Origin of the sequence: Vampirovibrio chlorellavorus (assembly GCF_003149375.1) — a bacterium.
GTDB classification, from domain to species: domain Bacteria; phylum Cyanobacteriota; class Vampirovibrionia; order Vampirovibrionales; family Vampirovibrionaceae; genus Vampirovibrio; species Vampirovibrio chlorellavorus_B.
Genome location: NZ_QFWH01000010.1, coordinates 55,509 through 71,634 on the forward strand (window position 1 = coordinate 55,509; position 16,126 = coordinate 71,634).

General features: G+C 56.8%; 14 protein-coding genes and 1 pseudogene. 10 read left to right on the forward strand and 5 right to left on the reverse strand.

What is annotated here, in order from left to right:
* Window positions 1–85 precede the first annotated feature (85 nt).
* Both DF283_RS12190 and DF283_RS12195 read left to right on the forward strand, forming a co-directional pair.
* Window positions 86–1,690 (forward strand): NAD(P)H-hydrate dehydratase, encoded by a 1,605-nt coding sequence (locus DF283_RS12190; RefSeq protein WP_303675156.1) that lies wholly within the window; start codon window positions 86–88, stop codon window positions 1,688–1,690.
* Between the two features lie 45 nt (window positions 1,691–1,735).
* Window positions 1,736–2,491 (forward strand): HEAT repeat domain-containing protein, encoded by a 756-nt coding sequence (locus tag DF283_RS12195; protein ID WP_303675157.1) that lies wholly within the window; start codon window positions 1,736–1,738, stop codon window positions 2,489–2,491.
* A 48-nt stretch (window positions 2,492–2,539) separates the two neighbouring features.
* Here the strand turns inward: DF283_RS12195 and DF283_RS12200 are convergent, their stop codons facing one another.
* Window positions 2,540–3,415 (reverse strand): DUF1573 domain-containing protein, encoded by an 876-nt coding sequence (locus DF283_RS12200; protein ID WP_303675158.1) that lies wholly within the window; start codon window positions 3,413–3,415, stop codon window positions 2,540–2,542.
* Window positions 3,416–3,795: 380 nt separating this feature from the next.
* On the opposite strand from DF283_RS12200, the gene DF283_RS12205 reads away from it, so the two are divergent.
* The 4 genes from DF283_RS12205 (at window position 3,796) to DF283_RS12220 (ending at window position 7,035) form a co-directional block, all read left to right on the forward strand.
* Window positions 3,796–4,830 carry an ROK family protein gene (locus DF283_RS12205; RefSeq protein WP_303675159.1) on the forward strand — a complete coding sequence of 345 codons (1,035 nt, stop codon included), beginning with the start codon at window positions 3,796–3,798 and terminating at the stop codon, window positions 4,828–4,830.
* Window positions 4,831–5,730: a 16S rRNA (adenine(1518)-N(6)/adenine(1519)-N(6))-dimethyltransferase RsmA gene (rsmA, locus tag DF283_RS12210; protein WP_303675160.1), complete on the forward strand. Its 900-nt coding sequence runs from the start codon at window positions 4,831–4,833 to the stop codon at window positions 5,728–5,730.
* Window positions 5,699–6,658 (forward strand): 4-(cytidine 5'-diphospho)-2-C-methyl-D-erythritol kinase, encoded by a 960-nt coding sequence (gene ispE / locus DF283_RS12215; protein WP_303675161.1) that lies wholly within the window; start codon window positions 5,699–5,701, stop codon window positions 6,656–6,658. The genes rsmA and ispE overlap by 32 nt, the downstream gene beginning before the upstream one ends.
* A gap of 173 nt (window positions 6,659–6,831) precedes the next feature.
* Window positions 6,832–7,035: a hypothetical protein gene (locus DF283_RS12220; protein WP_303675162.1), complete on the forward strand. Its 204-nt coding sequence runs from the start codon at window positions 6,832–6,834 to the stop codon at window positions 7,033–7,035.
* Between the two features lie 35 nt (window positions 7,036–7,070).
* Here DF283_RS12220 and DF283_RS12225 read toward each other — a convergent pair whose 3' ends face one another.
* Window positions 7,071–8,024, reverse strand: a complete 954-nt coding sequence (locus DF283_RS12225; protein ID WP_303675163.1) for a glycosyltransferase — start codon at window positions 8,022–8,024, stop codon at window positions 7,071–7,073.
* A gap of 189 nt (window positions 8,025–8,213) precedes the next feature.
* Here DF283_RS12225 and DF283_RS12230 point away from each other — a divergent pair, with 189 nt between their 5' ends.
* From DF283_RS12230 to DF283_RS12240, 3 genes are all read left to right on the forward strand, one after another.
* Complete coding sequence (locus tag DF283_RS12230) at window positions 8,214–10,166, forward strand: HAMP domain-containing sensor histidine kinase (protein WP_303675164.1); 1,953 nt, start codon at window positions 8,214–8,216, stop codon at window positions 10,164–10,166.
* On the forward strand, window positions 10,144–10,815 hold the full coding sequence (locus DF283_RS12235) for a response regulator (protein ID WP_303675165.1): 672 nt from the start codon (window positions 10,144–10,146) through the stop codon (window positions 10,813–10,815). Before DF283_RS12230 ends, DF283_RS12235 begins: the two co-directional genes overlap by 23 nt.
* 114 nt (window positions 10,816–10,929) lie before the next feature.
* Window positions 10,930–11,145 carry a hypothetical protein gene (locus tag DF283_RS12240; protein WP_303675166.1) on the forward strand — a complete coding sequence of 72 codons (216 nt, stop codon included), beginning with the start codon at window positions 10,930–10,932 and terminating at the stop codon, window positions 11,143–11,145.
* Window positions 11,146–11,335: 190 nt separating this feature from the next.
* Here the strand turns inward: DF283_RS12240 and DF283_RS12825 are convergent, their stop codons facing one another.
* Window positions 11,336–12,595 carry an NAD(P)-dependent malic enzyme gene (locus DF283_RS12825; protein WP_443083021.1) on the reverse strand — a complete coding sequence of 420 codons (1,260 nt, stop codon included), beginning with the start codon at window positions 12,593–12,595 and terminating at the stop codon, window positions 11,336–11,338.
* Window positions 12,596–12,718: 123 nt separating this feature from the next.
* A pseudogene (locus DF283_RS12830) lies at window positions 12,719–13,855 on the reverse strand (NAD(P)-dependent malic enzyme); the annotation flags it as partial.
* Window positions 13,856–14,024: 169 nt separating this feature from the next.
* Between DF283_RS12830 and leuB the strand changes: the two are divergent.
* A complete protein-coding gene (leuB, locus tag DF283_RS12250) occupies window positions 14,025–15,143 on the forward strand; it encodes a 3-isopropylmalate dehydrogenase (protein WP_303675169.1) in 1,119 nt (372 codons plus the stop codon).
* A gap of 45 nt (window positions 15,144–15,188) precedes the next feature.
* Here the strand turns inward: leuB and DF283_RS12255 are convergent, their stop codons facing one another.
* Window positions 15,189–15,986, reverse strand: coding sequence for a hypothetical protein (locus tag DF283_RS12255; RefSeq protein ID WP_303675170.1), 798 nt, complete (start codon window positions 15,984–15,986; stop codon window positions 15,189–15,191).
* Window positions 15,987–16,126: the final 140 nt, after the last annotated feature.

Below are 16,126 nucleotides of genomic sequence, written 5' to 3' on the forward strand. Positions count from 1 at the left end.
GACCAACTCGGCAGACTGAACTCGGCACACTTATGGTAGCGTTATGGCAATGACGTCTCAGCCAGCAAGCAGGTTCCAAAAACCGATGAAACTCATTGCCAACCTCAGCAACGTGGACCACCAAACCACCCTGCAAGCGGGGGTTTCCCCCCAACAGCTGATGGAAGCCGCCGGTCAGCAGGTGACCAACATCGTTCAGGCGCATACAAAACCCGGCCAGCGGGGGATTCTTGTCTGTGGGCCCGGTAACAACGGCGGCGATGGCTTTGTGTGCGCCCGCCAATTGTATGAGGCCGGTTACACCCAACTGACCGTCATTTACACCGGCACGCAGTACCGGAACGAGGCCCTGGAGAATCTGGAAAAGCTGCTGCTGGGCCTGCCCATCGAGATCCTGCCAGCGGCTGAAAAGCCCCAACAGGCCCTCAACCGGATTGGGGCGGCGGATTTTATCGTGGATGCCCTGTTTGGCAGTGGCCTCAGTCGCACTATCGCCGGACTCGAAGCCCAACTGGTTGAAGCCATCAACGCCCGGCAGGCGCAAGCGCCATGCTGGGTGCTGGCCGTGGATATCCCCTCCGGCGTTGATAGTGAAAGTGGGGCCATACTGGGCACAGCGGTTCAAGCCCATCAAACCGTGACGTTTGCCGTGGGCAAGCCGGGGCTATATCTGTATCCGGGCAAAGGGTGCGCCGGTGAGGTGATCGTGGCCGATATTGGCATTCCTCCCCGATTGATTGAGGAGGAACCCAGCCCCTACCAACTGATTGAGCCCACCGACGCTCGGCAGTGGCTTCCGCAGAGAAAACCTGATAGCCACAAGTACCAGTACGGCCATGTGCTGGTGATTGCCGGCAGCCAAGCCATGCCCGGGGCGGCCGTTTTATGCGCCGAAGCGGCGGCCAGTTGCGGAGCCGGACTGGTCACGCTGGCCAGTATGCCCAGCGTGTTTCGCCAAGTGCCTTGCCGGGCGGAGATTATGCGCCTGCCTTTACCGGATGCGCATGAACTGGGAGCCGCCTCGGTGGCCACCATTCAGGAAGCCTTGGCCAATGGACGGTATAACACGATTGTCATTGGCCCTGGACTGGGGCGAGCCCCGGAAACTCTGGCGGCCGTGCAAGCCCTACTAGCCCACTTCCAGACCCTGCCTCTCCCGGTGATTGTGGATGCCGATGCCCTCTTCGCCTTGGCCGAGCGGACCATGGCTTTATCAGAACATTTTATTTTGACGCCCCATGTGGGGGAATGCGCTCGCCTGCTGCACCGAGAGAATGCCGCCGTCTCTGCCCATTTGCCGCAAGCCGCCCAAGCGGCCCGAGAACGCTATAAAGCCACCGTGGTGATGAAATCAGCGGCCACCCTAGTAGCGACGCAGGCTCAGGCATCGAACGAACCCTCAGGCGCAGCATCGGAAAGCCAACCTCTTTGGATTTCTCCCACCGGCAATCCGGGCATGGCCACCGCCGGAAGTGGTGATGTACTCAGTGGCGTCATCGGGGCGCTGGCCGCCCAAAAGCAGGCCCAGCAGCAACCCGTTTGGCAGGCAGCCCCCTTGGGGGTCTACCTGCACGGCTGCGCCGGGGATGCCGCCGCCCGACATCGGACGGTTTACGCCCTGCGGGCTTCTGACATCACCCGGTACATTCCAGAGGCCTTTCAGGCCATACTACAGCCGCCCACCCGATAACCCCAACCCCAGCCCAAAGCAATAAACTGGCGTACAATAGAGCCTATGAGTACGTTCATACCCATTAAAAAAATCCAGAAACGCTCAGCCAGTGGGCAGGCGGAAACCTGGTTCGCCGTGCCCGCCATGGCCATCAGCAGCCCGCAAGGCCGTCTGCTCATCCCCAACCCGGCCGGGGCGGAAGCCCAATTGTTCGCCACCTTGGAGGAGGCCGAAGAGGCCGTGCGTCGGGCCGGATTTGACTATGAGTTTGAGGGCAAACAGGTGTTCGCCTTTCAGTCCGCGGGTGGGGCGGGCAAAAACACGGCGGTGACCCGACCGGGAGCCCCACCTTTGGAGCAGGCGATTCCTGTCTTGATTGAGCATTTAAAGGATCGGGAAGGCAGCGTGGTGGCCAATGCCGCCTACGCTCTGGGCACTCTGAAGGCCGGGGCCGCTTTGGAGCCGCTCAGCCAGATTTTAGGCCACGATGACCCCACCGTGCGTAAAAACGTGGCCGAGGCCATGGGCCGCCTGGGCCCTGCCGCCCTGACCCATCTGAGTATGGCCTTTGAGAAGGCCCGCACCAACCCGGGCAAACAGGCTCCCTATATTCGGCTGACCGTATTAAGCGCTTTTCTGGAAATGGTGGAGCAGGGGCAAGTGGGCACATGCAGCGGACATTACCTGCCTCTGGCCGTGACCGCTTTGCAGGATGACAGCTGGCTGGTACGCTCCCAGGCGGCCTTACTGGTGGGCAAAACCGCCCAGGCGCTGGAGGAAGAACGCCGACGGCTGGAGCAACCTCGCCCCGGCCGATAAAAGCCGAGCCTATGGCCTTTGACTCCGCCAGGAATGCCGTGCCAAGTTCTAGTGCGGTTGACGCAGGGCCTCTTCAAAAGCGGCCTGATCCTCAGCCTCATCAGCCGCCGGTTGAGTCAGCAGGCCCATGCGCTGTTTCATGGTTTGCACTTTCAAAAAAGCCACCAGAGAATCAATCTCGTCATTGCTCAGCGGGCCACCATGCTGATTGGAAAACGGCGGCATTTGCGGCGATTGGGCTGACCCTTCGGCGATGATCTTGCGCATTCGGGCCTGATAGGCCGCGTCCTCGTAATTGCCCGTCAACAGGCTAGGCCCGGCACTGAGGTGCCCTTGCCCATTGATCCCGTGGCACATGGCGCAATCGGCCACAAACAACGCCTTGCCGGTTTTGCCTTTTCCGGCTTGCACGTGGCAGGTGGCGCATTCCCCCTTGAACAACACCAGCCGATCGGTAGCCTGCACCGTGATGGGGGCATGGCTGGCCATTTTTTTGGGTAATACTTCGCCCACCAAAAATAACGGCAGGGTCGGGCGTTTGGGATCGTTGCTTTTCACCGTAATTTGCTTGCGCACTTTGCCCAGCTTGATGCTGGTATCCAGAGAGACATCAAGACGGGTAAAATCGCCGGGATAGACCACGGTTTTAGAGAGCTTGGCCACCGTGCAGCCGCAGGAGGTCTGCACATCCACAATCTTGAGCGGCTTGCCGCCCACGTTGTACAGTAAAAAGTGAGCGGGCACTTTGCTGTCGGTTTCCACCTTGCCCACCTCTTCAATGCGTTGCTCCGCCTTGATGATGGGCGGCTCGTAAACGGAAATGACCACCGGTTTGCGACCCGGTGTGGTGAAAATCAACCACATGGATATCCCGGCAAAGGTCAGCAGGATCAGGAAAATCAGTTTGCGGAGGGGGAAACGCATAAAGGCGATCTGTCCTTGTTCAATATGAGGGGGGGTATCCGCTTGAGTCAGGGGTTGAACGGCTGTATACGCTCAGCGTTCCGGCTCCAAACAGGGGGCTCAGAACAGACCATGACCAAGCCGTTCAATTGGCACTATTGTAATGCAAATGGTCGCTCAAAAGTCGAAAGGACTGCCAAAAGACGCAGAGTCCCCAGCCACAGAGGACATTCCGGCCATTGCCCGGTCAACCAGCCATTTCCGGCAACCCGGTGCATGAAGCCCGCTTTTACGGTAAAATCATCCCAATTTTGATTCACACGTATTATTCCCAGTGTCATCCTTACCCTATCTCGACCAGATTCACTAGCCCGCCCGTCCAAGCCAAAGAGAGCAGCGCCATGAAAGATACCGTTGTTTCCCAACCGAACCCCCAACCCTATCACAGCCCTTCCCGGCTGGCAGTGGGACAGCCTCCCATCGGCATTGACATTGGCGGCACCAAAATTAACGCGGCGGTGGTGCGTCACAACCCCGCCACCGGCGAAGATGAGCTGGCTTCCCTGTTGAACAGCCCCACCCCCACCGATTCTGAAACGTTTTTGAACACCCTGGTGGAGATGATCCAGAAATTGCACACGGAACATAACGTGTCTGCCGTGGGGATTTCCACCGCCGGGGTGGTGGACTCCATTCACGGACGCATTCTGGGTTCTACTGGCAATATGCCCGCCCTTAAGAATATCGCCAACCTGAAAGAACTGCTGGAAGCCAAAACCGGCCTGTCCGTGCATGTGGAAAACGACGCCAACGCCGCCGCCTACGGCGAGTGGCGCTGTGGGGCCGCCAAGGGCTCCCAAAACATGTTTGCCATTACCCTGGGCACCGGGGTGGGCATGGGCATTGTGTTTAACGGGCAAATGTATCGAGGCTCCCACTTTTATGCGGGAGAAGGCGGCCATATCGCCATTGCCCACAAACGGGAACGCAAATGCACCTGCGGGCGCTGGGACTGCTGGGAGGCCTTTGCCTCTGGCACCGGCCTGCAGATTACCGCGGAGCAGACCGTAGAAGCCGCCCCGGAAACGGCGCAACAGGAATTTAAAGCCAAATACTGCGAGAACGGCAAAGTCACCACCTATGCGGTCATTGCCGCCTGGAAAGACAACAACCACATTGGCCAGCAAATTATTGATGACTGGCACCACCATATTGCCGTAGGCCTGAGCAGTCTGATCAACGTGATGGACCCGGACATGATTGTGGTGGGCGGCGGCCTGGCCCAGTTCGTGGATTTTGAGTTACTGCTGGAGCGCACCCGGGAGCGTTCCATGAGCGACGCCTTCCAGTTGGTGCCCGCCGCGCTGGGTAACCACGCCGGTATCGTGGGAGCCGCTTACCTTGCCCTAGAATCCCAACCAGAGCCTCTTGCCTAAATGCCATCCTACCCTCAAAAACCCCGTCCTACCAATAATCCACTCCTTGAAGAAGCCCGCCACCTCCGCTTAAAAAAGCGCTTCAGCCAGCATTTCCTGATTCGGGAAACGGTGCTGCAGGCCATTTGCGACCTCATGGATCTCAGCCCCACCGATCAACTGCTAGAAATTGGCCCCGGCGGCGGTTTTCTTACCGAAAAATTACTGGCCACCGGCTGCCAGCTGACCGCTGTGGAACTGGATCGGCGCATGTGCAAGCATTTGCGAGACCGCTTCCCTGTGGGACAGCATCCCAACTTTCATCTGGTGGAGCAGGACATTCTGAAATTCGATTTTGAGAGCTTCACCGCCACCACCCCCAAATTCAAGATTGTGGGCAACCTGCCCTATCAAATTACTTCTAAAATTATGTTCTTGCTGGCCGGTGAGCTGTATCAGGCCCACTACCCCCTGCGCCAGCAAATCACCCAGCTTACGGTCATGGTGCAAAAGGAAGTGGCCGAACGAATTTGCGCCCATCCGGGCCAACGGGCCTTTAACCCGCTTTCCATCGCCTTGCAGTACTGGTTTGAGCCCCGCTTTGACTTTGTGGTGCCCGCCTCCGATTTTTATCCGCCCCCCAAGGTGGAATCAGCGGTGGTGACCCTGTTTCCCCGCCCTGAACCCCAGATTCAGGTGAACGATCTGGACCTGTTTTCCAGACTGGTGCGCACCGCCTTCGCCCAGAAGCGCAAAACCGTGCGCAACGCCCTGATGGGCGGCTCCTTTGCCAGTGGGGCCTTGATTGATCAAATTTTTGCGCAAGTTGGGGTGGATACCAACCTGCGCGCAGAAGCCATCTCAGTTGTGACCTTCGGAGAGTTGAGTAATGCTTTCGGTTCAAACGCCAGCCAAAGTTAACCTGTTTCTGAACATTCGCCCCCGACTGGCCGATGGGTACCACGAGTTATGCTCGGTCATGCAGGCCATCCGGCTGTGGGATCGGCTGGATGTCAGCCCCTTGCAGGAAGGCAAGCAGCAAACTATCAAGTTCAGCTGCAACATCCCGGAGTTGGAATATCGGGCCAAGGATAATCTGGTGGTCAAAGCCTATCGCCTCTTCTGGGACGAAACCGAGTTGCCCCCATTAGGACTGAAAGTGCATTTGCAAAAGGAAATTCCCATGCAGGCCGGGCTGGGCGGCGGCAGTTCCGACGCGGCGGCCATGCTGATCATCCTGAACCATCTATCCCACGCCAAGTTAAGCCCCGAGGCGTTGCGCAACATGGCCACCAAACTGGGCTCGGATGTGCCCTTTTTCATTAGCGGCGGTCTGGCCCTGGTCAGCGGAAAAGGCGAAGTGGTAGAACCCCTGCCCACCAGCATGGTGGAAGAAATGGGGCTGGTGGTCATCAAACCCCGCAACCTGAATATCGATACCGGCATGGCCTATCACCGCTTCGCCAGCGGGGCCCGTTACGAAACACGCTCTCCCGAGCATATCCTGATGGCCCTGAAAGACGGCAAACAAAAACGTCGCTTGCGCGATGAAGTGGATCTGGAGTCCTATTTGCTGAACGATTTTGAAAAGGTGCTATTTCCCGAATACCCATTGCTGGGGCAAACCGCTCGCAAGATGAAAGAGGCGGGCATTCGCCGCCCGCTCTTGACCGGTAGTGGTTCGGCTATGATCGGCTTCACCGAAGGCGGTCACACCGTCCGTAAAGCCATCAACGAGGCCTTCCCTGCCTCTGGCTTTGATGTTTTCTGGACACGCACCTACGCCGGTGGCCCCATGCAAACCACGGCCTCCCCGGCCAGCAGTGAACTCAGCGAAGCCTTGCTCTAGACACCACTCGCCATCATGGGCCCTGGACAATTTCCAGTCGGAATCTGTTTTATATTCTTTAGAGAGAGATTGTGAAACGCGATTCTTCACTGACTTTTTTTCTGGTGGTTTTCAATGAATGGTGACTGCCTGAGCGCGTCCTGCCCCCCTGCGTCACCGGGAGAGGTGCCCCTATGTCCAAGCTACAGCAACGCCGCCTGAAAGCCGACTTGAGTCAGGCCCAACAAAGCCTGAATGCCATTGCTTACGAATTTGGCAAGGATAACCCGGACTATCGGCAAGCCCTGCAACGCTTCGCCCGGCTGTGGTTTATCCTGCGCCTGACTCGCTCCAAGGACGAATTTTTAAAGGAAGTGTCCACGCAGCAGGGGCCTTGAGTCAATCTGACTTGAGTCAAGCGGACCGAATGTGTCTAGATGCGTGCGGCCTGAGCGGCAGCTTGCTCATATAAAGCCCGCTGGTGCAGGGTGGTCTCTTTCAGCAGAGCCAAAAAGTCGTCATCAGGGTAGTGATAGGACTTGATGCGGTAGTTGAAATCCTCAAACAACAGGGCATGCTCGTTGACCGGATGCACCCAGCCGCCCTTCAGCCGCTCGATGTAGGTTCTTAGCTTGGCCTCCCGCTTGAAACGGGGGTTAATGGCCAGATTCAGGTGAACCAGATTGACGGTGTTCAGTCGCCCCTTGGGGCCCTGGCATTCGATGCCCAAGTGTCCCACGGCCCCCGGAAACTTCAGCAAGCGCTTATCGTTACGGAACAGGCGCATCTGGTAATCCGGATAGAGGTAGCTATCATCCACCCAGCGCATGGGGTCAACCTCGCACAAATGCAGCCGGGGGATTTTAAAGTGGGTATAGCGGGACTGCAGCATCAGCCCGGTCACCAGCGCCTCAAAATGGGGCTCCGGAAATTCATCATCATCCAGACGCAGCACCCAGTCCCCCTGACAACGATCCACCAGGGTTTCCAACCCAGCGTTGCAGGTCAGGGCATCACTCTGAATCACGAACAACTCATCAGCCAGACCGTCACAAGCGGCCAGCGTGTTATCGGTGGTTTTGCTGTCCACTCCCACCACAACCTGATCGGAAAAGCGACGAACATAACGCAGCAAGGGCTGGATGCGCTCCGCCGAGTTCATAGTCATAATGCAGGTGGACAAACGGGGCCTGTTCACCGAATCCACCGTTTGAGCGCGACGCTGCCAACGGGGGGCCACCCACAGTTTCTCATACCAGTAGCCCAGTCGATGGGCCAGCCGTCGGGCCTGCTGACGCCGGGTGTCTCGACGAAAAACCCGCTCGTATTCAGCATCCCGCTGAATGGGGAAGTCGCTGGCTTTGGAAGCTGAGGGGGGTAAGTGCATCCAGTCACATCCGAGGGTTTCAACAACAGTCAACAAAAGCGGGAGAGAGAAGGGTGAGGTATCGTTTATTAATTTCGGTACAAGTTTGATTCAAGCCGATTGCATTTCAGCCGATACCGATTGCAGAGCATTTTTCCATCCACAACTTTTTGTCGTCCACAAACAAGATGGATCAGGTGGGCTTTGATCGTGCCGCATCATCACGTCATACCATTCTACTCAAAACTGGCCCAGCACTGGAAGCAAATCATGGCCAAACTGCTGCCAGCCAGCGTGGATACCATTACCACGCGCTTTTTAATGCTGTTTCTGATTCTGCTGTTTATTCCCCTGTGTACCCTGATTATTTTTACCCTGAACGTGTTGACCCAGCACATGGAGCAAGCGCAAGATGAGCAACTCCGCCTGAGTCAGGATCTTTTTACCCAGACCCTGGAGCAGACCGAAGCCCGTCTCGGGCAATTGCGCCGGGAAATTGACGGCAAGATAGCCAATGGTCAGCTGGAATGCCCCAACAGTCCCGGCTTGTTGTGCCTGGTTCTGGATCCCCAGCGGCAACAGGTCACCCTTTTGCCCCGCAAGGGACTGAGGCAATTGCCCCTCAAGCCCCTTCTGCCTCTTGATCTGGCTGACACGCTGGAAACCCAAACCCTGAGCCGGGAAATTTTTTGGGTGCAAATGGACAACACCTTGTATCTGGTGAGCAGTAGCAAACTGGCAGGGCATTCCCTGCGCTATTTTTACGCGCTCCCCCTGGATGATGTCCTGATTAACGGGCTTTTCAAAAGCATCCACAACCTCCAGACGGGCATTTGGATTCACGCCACAGGCCCTGACACAGAGGGCGTTCCAAGCAGGCCGCCCGCGGGATGGCAGGTACAGGGCGGCAAGGTAGAAGCGGCACCCCAGTTGCAGCAAACTCTGGAACGCCTGCTGGACAAGACCTCACAAACGGGGCAGGATCAATGGACGCTGGTTGTGGACAAGAAGTCATTCCGGGCGCAGGGGCAAGTCATCTACACTCCAGAGAATCGCCCGCTGGCCCGGGTGGTGCATATCCTGCCCCTGTCCCCCTACCTGGAATTACTGGACAACTTCTATGTGGCCATTTACCTGATTGGCGTGGCCAGCCTGATGTTCTCCGCCATACTGGCCATGCTGGCCGGACGAACCATCACCCAGCCCTTGCTCAGGCTCATTCGGCAGGTCCGGGCGCTCAACCGGGAGAGCGTGATGAAGGAAAGCGATCAGATTCACGTGGGGGGCGTGCTGGAGATTCAGCAGCTCGGGGAAGCCTTTAACCACATGATTGCACGGCTCCGCCAGGAACATAAGCTGAAGGACGACTTTGTGGCCACCCTGACCCACGACCTCAAAGTCCCCCTGCTGGCGGAAAAGCAAACATTGGCCTACTTTTTGAAAGAGGCCTACGGCCCACTCAACCCGGAGCAAACCGAAGTCATCAGCATTCTGAAATCGTCCAACCAGTCCTGCCTGTCCCTGGTGACCGGGCTGCTGGAAGTCTATCGCTATGAGTCCGGCGAAGCCACCCTCTTGTATGAGCGCTTTCATCTGGGGGAATTGCTGGAAAAGACCATTGGTGAATTACAGGCACTGGCTCAGGAAAAATCAATTCAACTCAACCTGCAATATGGATTAAGCGAGCAAAACCCGCTGATGGCATACGCCGACCCCATGGAGATTAAACGGGTTTTACACAATTTAATTAGTAACGCTATCTCCAACACGCCTATTCACGGTAAAATTGAATGCAGAATTCTGGACGCTGGTAATTATGGCAGTAGTACTGTTTATAAAGTTAGTTCATTCCAGCACACATCGTTAAAACATCCCGTAAAATTAGACGATAAACTATTAGTAGTGATTCAGGACTCAGGTATTGGCTTCTCAAACGATGATCTCAATCGCTTATTCAAGCAATTTGCCGCCAGCAAAGGCAGAAACCCCATGAGCATCGGCTTGGGCCTGTTTAACTGTTATCAGGTGCTGAAGGCTCATTACAACCCCTTATGGGTGGAGAGTACGGAAGGCGAAGGCGCGGCAGTCAGTTTTATGGTTAATACCAAGCCACAGCTTGCCCAGGACAGGAGGATGTCTGGTGACAGACGGCAAGGTCGCTAAAATCCGGGTTTTGGTCGTGGACGACTCCCGTTTGACCCGCATCAGCATTAAAACTACCCTGAAAAACGTGCAGGACGAGATTGAGTTCATCGGCGAAGCCGAAGACGGCAGCCAGGCACTGGAAATGGCCTCTTCACTCAAGCCTCACGTGATTTTAATGGACATTGGCATGCCCATTATGGACGGGGTCAAAGCCACCCAGTCCATTAAAAACAGACACCCCGAAATCAAAGTGGTCATGCTGACCTCGCACGAAGAGGAGGCCGATGTGCTGGACGCCTTCAGCTCCGGGGCCAACTCCTACTGCCTGAAGGAAACCCCGCCGGAGATGCTGGTGCATGTCATCAAGTCCACGGCCCATGGGGCCTGCTGGATCGATCCCAAAATCGCCCGCATTGTTATGAACCAGCTTCTCCCCAACCACAGGCCGGTGGGCTTGCCGGAGAATAATGGCACCAGCGCTCTCACCGAACGGGAAATCGATGTGCTGAAACTGGTCACCCAGGGGCTGAACAACGCCGAGATTTCCGACAAACTGTGCATCAGCATGAATACGGTGAAAACCCACCTTAAAAACATTTTCCAGAAGCTGGAGGTGGAAGACCGAACCGCCGCCGCCCTCAAGGCCCTGAAAGAACGCATTATCTAAGAGACTATCCGCAGTAAGTCTCTCAAGGCGACCCATATTCCTTTCCGCAAGCCATGGGTTCTTGTATTACAATAAGGCCATTGTGTTCCGTTTCTGGCGAAAGGATTTTCCACTATGGCTGAAAACTCTTCCAAATCGATATTCCGCTATCAAATTGACCCGCTGATCAAGCCAGAAGCTAACTTATCCGTGTGGGTCTGGCTGACCCTGCTGGGCATTCCGGCCCTGTTGCTGATGCTGATCTACAGCAAGGTGGAAGATCGACAGCACCAGCAGGAAATGCACCAGAATCCAGCGGCGATTTCCGCCCAGCCCTTGCAACAGCACTAATTCAAACCAAAGCACCCGCATCAAAAAGCCGGACGTGCCCTTGCCATAGGCCTCCGGCTTTTGAGTATCCGGCCCGCTCGGGGAAAACCCCCAAGGCCAGACAGCCCCCGGCCAGCCGCAAAACAGAACTGCTTGGCCAGAGGGCTGTAAAAGCGTTTCGGGTAAAAGCGTTCAGGACAAAGCGGTGGGGCTAAATGGCCGGGGCCAGCATGCCTTCGGCAATAAAGTGATGCAGCTGTCTGGCCACATCCGCCGGATCCATTTTTTTGCGGGCCACACCCGTTTCAATGGCCGCCTTGGCCACCGCCGCGGCCACCGCCGGGGGCACCCGAAAGTCCAAAGCACCCGGGATAATGGTGCCAGCGGCCAATTGCTCATCCGTAATCATTTCGGCGATGGCAAAGGCCGCCGCGATTTTCATGTCATCGTTGATTTGGTGGGCCCGCACATCCAGCGCCCCCCGGAAGATGCCCGGAAAGGCCAGCGAGTTGTTCACCTGATTGGGGAAATCGCTGCGACCGGTGGCCATGACCTTGGCTCCGGCGGCGTAGGCCTCATCCGGCATAATTTCTGGCACCGGGTTGGCCAGGGCGAAGATGATGGGATTGGGGTTCATGGTGCGCACCATATCCTGAGTCAGCTGGCCGGGCACCGACAGGCCCAGAAACATATCGGCGCCCTTCAGCACGGAATGGAGATCACCCCGCTCGTCGGCCAGGTTGGTAATTTCGGCAATGTCACGCTTGAACTGGTTCATGCCTTTTTCCCGGCCTTTGTAAATCACCCCCGTGGTATCGCAGATGATGATATCCTTGGCCCCCGCTTTCAGCAGCAGTTTGGAAACACTTAAGGCCGCAGCACCCGCCCCGTTCACCACAATGCGCAAATCGGACATGCGCTTGTCGGCAATTTTGACGGCATTCAGCAGGGCGGCCAGCACCACTACGGCGGTGCCATGCTGATCATCGTGGAATACGGGGATGTCCAGATCCTCGGTCAGGCGCTTTTCCACTTCAAAGCAGCGGGGGGCGGCAATATCCTCCAGGTTTACCCCGCCAAAGACGGGGGCGATTTTCTTCACCGTCTCCACGATTTCATCCACGCTTTGGGTGCGCAGGCAAATGGGGAAGGCTTCTACTCCACCAAAGGTTTTGAATAACACGGCCTTGCCTTCCATCACCGGCAGACCCGCCCCGGGGCCAATGTTGCCCAGGCCCAGCACGGCGCTACCATCGGTGACAATGGCCACCAGATTGTTTTTCAAGGTCATCTCATAAGCCATATCCGGATTATCCCGAACCATCTCGCACGGGCGAGAAGCCTCTGGCTGAGTGTAGACGCTGTTGTAGATGAAATTATCCCGAATGGGCACGTAGGACACGGTTTCAATCACCCCGTGATAGCGCTTGTGATTGATCAGGGAGATTTCATCGTTGTTTTTGCCTTCCAAGTCTTCCGGGGCCAAATCCTCCACCCAGGCGTTGGAGCCCTCGTACACAAAGTTCATCACTTTCTCTTCGATGCTCTCGGGGGCCACCGCCACCTGAGCCACCTGACTTTCAATGGCCGCCTGGGCCACCGCTCGGGCGATTTTGGCGGCCACCCGGTAATCCAGCGGTTGCGGCAGGATAATGGCCTGATTTAACTCCTCCGGGGTAACCAAATCCGCCATGGCGTGGGCCGCGGCGCACAACATCGGATGATTGATGTCCGTGGCCCGCACATCCAGCGCCCCCCGGAACACGCCCGGAAACACCAGCGAGGAGTTAAAGGGGTTGGGGGCATTGCTGAGGCTGGTGGCCACCACTTTGGCCCCGGCTTCTTTGGCGGACTGATAGGAAATCTCGGGCTCCGGCAAAGCCAGAGCAAAAATAACGGGATCGGTGGCCATGGTGCGAATCATATCGGGAGTCAGCACCCCGGCGGTGGAAAAGCCGATGAACACATCCGCCCCCCGCAGCATGAAGGCCAAATCGCCCTTTTTGTCTTCCCGGTTGGTCAGGCGGGCCACTTCGGACTTGATGTAGTTCAACCCCTCGGTGCGCCGGTAATAGATGGCCCCGTGGCGATCCAGAACCTTCACATCGCCCACGCCCACCTGCTTCAGCATTTTGGCCGTGGCAATACCAGCGGCCCCGGCCCCGTTGATGACCACCGAAAGATTCTGGATTTTTTTGTCCACAATTTTCAGGGCGTTCAGCAAGGCGGCCAGCACCCCGGTGGCGGAAGCGTGCTGATCAGCGTGCAGAATGGGCAGGGACACGGCCCGCTTCAGGCGCTCGGCAATGGCAAAACACCGGGGCGAGGAGATATCCTCCAGGTGGAAGCCGCCAAAAGTGGGGGAGAGATAGCGGACCGTCTCCACAAATTCATCCACGTCCTGGGTGTCAATGGCGATGGGGATGCCATCAATCCCGGCAAAGTTCTTGTGGAAAACGCTTTTGGATTCCAGCATGGGCAAAGCGGCGTAGGGGCCAACGCTCCCCAACCCGTACACACTGGAACCATCGGTAATGATGGCCACGGTGTTGCCCCGCATGGTGTAATCAAAAGAGGTCAGGTGATTTTGCTCGATTTCAAGGCAGGGCTTGGCCACGCCGGGCGTGTACACCCAACTGAGGGTGGCCGTATCTTTAATGGGCACCTTGGGGGTAATGCCGATCAACCCTCTGTGCTTCACGCGCAACGAACACCCATCAACTACGGTCATATCCACGCACTCCTTTAACCAAATGGCAAATCATTCCAGATTGAAACCTATACTTTACCCCGCCTGAGCCCAGCCTTCAACGGGATAGCGCATATTCGGGCCAGTTTTGACAGGCGGGTCTTTATGGTTTGATAATGCCATTGAGTCGGTAAGCGAAAGGGAAACCCGCATGAGCCCCACCCATAAAATCGCAGTATTGCCCGGTGATGGCATTGGCCCGGAGATTATGGAGCAGGCCGTGAAGGTGCTAAAGGCCGTGGAACAGAAGTTTAACCTGCGCTTTGAGCTGACCTACGCCCCCATGGGCGGGGCGGGCATTGAGGCCGCAGGCGTTCCCCTGCCCCCCGAAACCCTGAAACTGGCTCAGGAATCGGATGCCGTACTGATGGGCTCGGTGGGCGATTTTAAGTACGATACGCTGGATCCCAAAATTCGCCCGGAACAAGGGCTGTTGCAAATCCGCAAAGCGCTGGGACTCTATGCCAACCTGCGCCCCGTAAAAGGGTATAAGTGCCTGGCCCATGTTTCCACGCTCAAGCCCGAGGTGGTAACTGGCATTGATGTCATGGTCATTCGGGAACTGACCGGGGGCATTTACTTTGGGCAGCCCCGGGCCCGGGAAGGTAGCGGTTCTCAGGAAAAAGCCTACGATACGCTGGTTTACACCCAACCGGAAATTGAGCGCATTGCCCGCATTGGTTTTGAATCGGCCCGCAGTCGGCGCAAACAACTGATGTCCGTAGACAAGGCCAACGTGCTGGCCAGCTCCCAGTTGTGGCGAGACGTGGTGAATACCGTGGCCAAAGACTACCCGGACGTGGCGCTGTCGCATATGTACGTGGACAACGCGGCTATGCAACTGATTTTGAACCCCAGGCAGTTTGACGTCATCCTGACCGAGAACATGTTTGGCGATATTTTATCCGATGAAGCCAGCATGCTGACCGGCTCATTGGGCATGTTGCCCAGCGCCAGCCTTGGGGAACGCAAGGCCAGCGGCCAACGCAACGCCCTGTACGAGCCCTCTCATGGGTCGGCCCCGCAATTCGCCGGACAAAACAAGGTGAACCCCATCGCTACTATTTTGTCTTTGGCCATGATGCTGGAGTACAGCTTTGGGTACGCCCCAGCGGCCAGCCAGATTGATGCGGCCATTGAACAGGTGCTGGAAGCGGGGTATCGCACCTTTGACATTATGGGTGAAGGCGCCACGGAAGTAGGCACCGCCGAACTGGGCGATCGCATTGCCGCTGCCCTGCTCGCCCTTCCAACCCCTGTGGCCGTGTAAGCAGCGGTTCATGATGACTGGCCAGTACAAGTACAGATGGGTTGACTAATCGCCTCCGCCTCCGTCACTATCACCGCCAAATAAGCCGCCAAGCCAGCCAAATAAGCCACCGCCACCTTCAGAACCATCGGCGGAATCATCCGCATCGTTGTCGGACCCATCGTCATGAGCGGAGCCCGCCTCGGATTGGGCATCGCCATCCGCCTCAGAAATCTCATCGCCAGACTCAGAACGAGCTTGCTCGTCCTGCTCCTCACGGCCCTGAGCGCGCCGTTCTTCAGCGTCCTTCGGGTCACCCGTGTGATCAACTGCTGAATCCCCGCCATCATCCCCTGCGGCCTGCGCTTTTTTGTCCTTTCTGTCTTGACGCCAATCGCTTAACTGCTCGCCAATCAGATGACCAGCTCCCGCAGCACCCATATTCAGGGCAAAATCCCTGATTAAAGTGCCCCGGCCTCCCAGAGGGCCAGTCGAGGCGGCCTGCCTGGGAGCGTGCGAACCCGCCGACTGGCCTTGCGCGTTGGCCTTGGTTAAACGTTCCACCAGCTTGGCAAAATCCTTGCTGAGTTTGGCGTAATTGGAAAACGAGGCGTGATAAAAATGCCGCAGGGTCAGCTTGAGACGGTGCCACCACTTAATTTGTCCGCTTGTGTTGAGGTAAGGGCCAAAGGTCTCCTTGGGCAAGCGCTTTACCACCGCCGGATTTTTCAGAGTGTTGCTGAGCAAACTGGCGGACGAAAAAGCGGACTGCCTGCCCGTGGCTCGGGCCAGCCTGGTGCGTTCTCTCACCGGTAACTGGTTATAAATGGCCTCTGGAAACGGCTGACTGGCAACAGGGGGCATGAATTGAAATCCTTGTACGGGTTGGATAAGATGAATTGCGCAATGAAAGAAGGCTTTGCCTCGATATGCTATAAACGCTGGACAATGCTTTTTTGTGCCTGCCGCTGAAAAATAGATGAAAACAGCCTTGGCGGTGAGCG

Excerpts from the sequence above, each read along its gene's own strand:
- DF283_RS12240 (WP_303675166.1), top strand. The coding sequence starts at position 10,930 with ATGGCTGAAAACTCTTCCAAATCGATATTCCGCTATCAAATTGACCCG.
- rsmA (WP_303675160.1), top strand. The coding sequence starts at position 4,831 with ATGCCATCCTACCCTCAAAAACCCCGTCCTACCAATAATCCACTCCTT.
- DF283_RS12220 (WP_303675162.1), top strand. The coding sequence starts at position 6,832 with ATGTCCAAGCTACAGCAACGCCGCCTGAAAGCCGACTTGAGTCAGGCC.
- leuB (WP_303675169.1), top strand. The coding sequence starts at position 14,025 with ATGAGCCCCACCCATAAAATCGCAGTATTGCCCGGTGATGGCATTGGC.
- ispE (WP_303675161.1), top strand. The coding sequence starts at position 5,699 with ATGCTTTCGGTTCAAACGCCAGCCAAAGTTAACCTGTTTCTGAACATT.
- DF283_RS12205 (WP_303675159.1), top strand. The coding sequence starts at position 3,796 with ATGAAAGATACCGTTGTTTCCCAACCGAACCCCCAACCCTATCACAGC.
- DF283_RS12190 (WP_303675156.1), top strand. The coding sequence starts at position 86 with ATGAAACTCATTGCCAACCTCAGCAACGTGGACCACCAAACCACCCTG.
- DF283_RS12200 (WP_303675158.1), bottom strand. The coding sequence starts at position 3,415 with ATGCGTTTCCCCCTCCGCAAACTGATTTTCCTGATCCTGCTGACCTTT.
- DF283_RS12255 (WP_303675170.1), bottom strand. The coding sequence starts at position 15,986 with ATGCCCCCTGTTGCCAGTCAGCCGTTTCCAGAGGCCATTTATAACCAG.
- DF283_RS12225 (WP_303675163.1), bottom strand. The coding sequence starts at position 8,024 with ATGCACTTACCCCCCTCAGCTTCCAAAGCCAGCGACTTCCCCATTCAG.
- DF283_RS12195 (WP_303675157.1), top strand. The coding sequence starts at position 1,736 with ATGAGTACGTTCATACCCATTAAAAAAATCCAGAAACGCTCAGCCAGT.